The organism is Devosia sp., from assembly GCF_034675085.1.
GTDB lineage: Bacteria > Pseudomonadota > Alphaproteobacteria > Rhizobiales > Devosiaceae > Devosia.
In genome coordinates this window covers 1-2646 of record NZ_JAUCDN010000396.1, presented here as the reverse complement: position 1 = coordinate 2646, position 2646 = coordinate 1, and the positions used below count along the sequence as shown (strand labels likewise).

Genomic DNA, 2646 nt, shown 5'->3' with positions numbered 1-2646 from the left:
CAGAGCCGAGCGATAGGACTGCATCGAGCGGTAGAACTCGAAGAATTCCTGATCCTGGCCATAAGCCGCCGCGAACAGCCGGTTGCGCTCGGCATCGCCCGTACCACGGATGATTTCCGCGTCGCGCGTCGCCGCCGCGACGATTTCCACCGCCTGGCGGTCGGCAATGGCGCGCAGGCTCTGCGCCTGTTCCTGGCCACGGGCGCGCAGCAGCGCGGCTTCCGCCAGACGCTCGGCGCGCATGCGCTCGAAAGTGGTCGCCGAGACATCGGCTTCCAGATCGGTGCGCAGGATGCGCACATCCACCACGTCGATGCCGATATTGGCAAGGTCGGGACGGATGAGGTCGCGCGTCTCGGCCATCATCTGGCCGCGCTGGTCGGAAAGGGCGGCGTTGAACTCGCGCAGGCCATAGACCTGGCGCAGCGCCGCATCGAGGCTGGCCCCGATCCGCGCTTCGGCCACCGACAATTCGCCCGCCGCACGCTCGCGGAAGAGGCGCGGATTGTCGATATGATAGGTGAGGAAGGCATCGACCTGATAGAAGGCGTTGCCCGATACCTGCACGCGCATATTGGCGATGTCGTAGCGCAGCAGGCGGTCTTCAACGATCTGCACGCTATCGACGATATCGGTCGGAATCTTGAAATAGATGCCCGGCTCGGTGCGCACGTCAGTGATCTGGCCGAAGCGCATGACGATGGCCTGTTCGCGCTCGTTCACCACATAGATGGTCGAAAAGAAGACGTAGAGGGCGCCCAGGATGACGGCGCCGATGATAATGAGGCGATTGCTCATGGCTTAGTTCCCCGTCGAATTGGTGCGGGCGCCGGGGCGCAGTTCAGGCAAGGGCAGATAGGGGATGACCCCCTGCCCGCCATCGGTGGACTCGATCAGCACCTTTTCCGAACCGCCCAGCACCTCTTCCATGGTCTCCAGGAACAGGCGCTTGCGCGTCACTTCGGGGGCATTCACATATTCGGCATAGATGGCGTTGAAGCGTTCGGCCTCACCGGTCGCTTCCTGCACCACGCGGTTGGTATAGGCGGCCGCGTCTTCGCGCAGTGCGGCGGCCCGGCCACGGGCATCGCCCAGAAGCGTATTGGCGTAGGAGCGCGCCTCTTCCTGCAAGCGCGTCTCGTCCTGGCGGGCGCGCTGCACCTCGTTGAAGGCGTCGATCACTTCCGAAGGCGGACCGGCATTTTCGATCAGCACCTGGGTGACGTTCACGCCCAGACCATAGCTGTCCAGCGTGGTGCGGATGATCTGGAGCACTTCCTCGGAAATGCCGCTGCGATCGTCGCTATAGATGTCCTGGGCGGGACGGCGGCCGACCACTTCGCGCATGGCGCTTTCGGCGGCATAGCGCACCATCGATTCCTGGTCGCGGACGTTGAACAGATATTGCTGCGGATTGTCGATGGCCCAGAACACCGAGAACTGCACATTGACGATATTCTGGTCGCCCGACAGCATCAGCCCGTCGCTGGCGGCCTGCGAGGCGCGCGAGCCGGCGGCGTTGGCGGTGCCGATCTGGGTCTGGTTGAGGGTGGTGGTGACCTTTTCCACCGTATCGATCGGCCAGATCAGGAAATGTAGGCCCGGCAGGGCCAGTTCTTCCTTGGGCTTGCCGAAGCGCAATTCGACGCCCACTTCCTGCGGATCGACGGTGTAGATCGAATTGAGCGCCCAGAAGGCGACCAGCGCCAGAACGCCTCCAACCAGCGCCCAGCGCCCACCGGGTATGCCACCCTTGAACTGGTCGCGGCCGCGGTTGAGAATATCTTCCAGGTTGGGCGTGTTGCCGCCCCCGGGACGGCGCGGACCGCCACCCGGGGCCTGGCCCCATGGGCCGCCATTATTGTTGCGGCCACCCCCGCCTCCGTTATTCTCCCACGGCATCGCGTCCCTTTCGGCAATATGGTTTCGTTGTGGACTTATATAGGCAAGCCCGCAGCGCGATCAATGCGCGCCGCGCTTGCGCCGCTCGTACACTTTGACGCAATAGGCCGCCTCATCCCGAGGCGAGGGTTCCACCTCCGGCTCATCGATCACTTCCCAGTCGGCCGCATCGATGGGCGGAAAGCGCACGTCGCCTTGCGGAGCCAGCGCGATATGGCTGACATAGAGCCTGTCGGCACGGCCCAGCAATTGCGCATAAAGCTCGCCACCGCCGATAATCATGACTTCATCGACGCCATCGGCCTCGGCCACCGCGCGCGCCTTTTCCAGCGCCGCCTCGACGTCATGCACGACCAGGACTCCTTCGGGCTGGTAGCCCGCCTGCCGCGTGACCACGATATTGGTGCGGCCCGGCAGCGGCTTGCCCACGGTTTCATATTGCTTGCGCCCCATGATGACCGGCTTGCCCATGGTGGTGCGCTTGAAGAACGCCATGTCGGACGGCAAGCGCCAGGGAATGGTCTGGTTGCTGCCGATGACGCCGTTCTCGGCCACGCCCACGATCATGGCGATGCGCATGCTCATGCCCCCAGCCTCGCCAGCGCCGCGCCTTCGAGGCGCACCTTGGTCCATTCGTCCTGCATGATGCCGCCCTGGGCCTTGTAGAAGTCGATGGAGGGCTGGTTCCAGTCCAGCACCCACCATTCGAACCGCCCCAGCCCCTCGCGCACGCAGCGTTGCGCC

Annotated in this window: 3 protein-coding genes; all 3 read right to left on the bottom strand. The window is 64.3% G+C overall.

Annotated elements, in window-relative coordinates; all coding sequences use genetic code 11:
• The coding region (locus VDP82_RS16835; RefSeq protein ID WP_323015981.1) for a protease modulator HflC at positions 1–798 on the bottom strand (798 nt) is incomplete at its 3' end.
• 3 nt (positions 799–801) lie between these two features.
• Positions 802–1902, bottom strand: a complete 1101-nt coding sequence (hflK, locus tag VDP82_RS16830) for an FtsH protease activity modulator HflK (protein ID WP_323015980.1) — start codon at positions 1900–1902, stop codon at positions 802–804.
• A 60-nt stretch (positions 1903–1962) separates the two neighbouring features.
• Positions 1963–2487: a dihydrofolate reductase gene (locus tag VDP82_RS16825; protein ID WP_323015979.1), complete on the bottom strand. Its 525-nt coding sequence runs from the start codon at positions 2485–2487 to the stop codon at positions 1963–1965.
• Between the last annotated feature and the right edge of the window lie 159 nt (positions 2488–2646).

What these genes read in the sequence shown, in the direction of transcription:
- hflK (WP_323015980.1), bottom strand. Translation starts at nt 1,902, where the DNA reads ATGCCGTGGGAGAATAACGGAGGCGGGGGTGGCCGCAACAATAATGGC.
- VDP82_RS16825 (WP_323015979.1), bottom strand. Translation starts at nt 2,487, where the DNA reads ATGAGCATGCGCATCGCCATGATCGTGGGCGTGGCCGAGAACGGCGTC.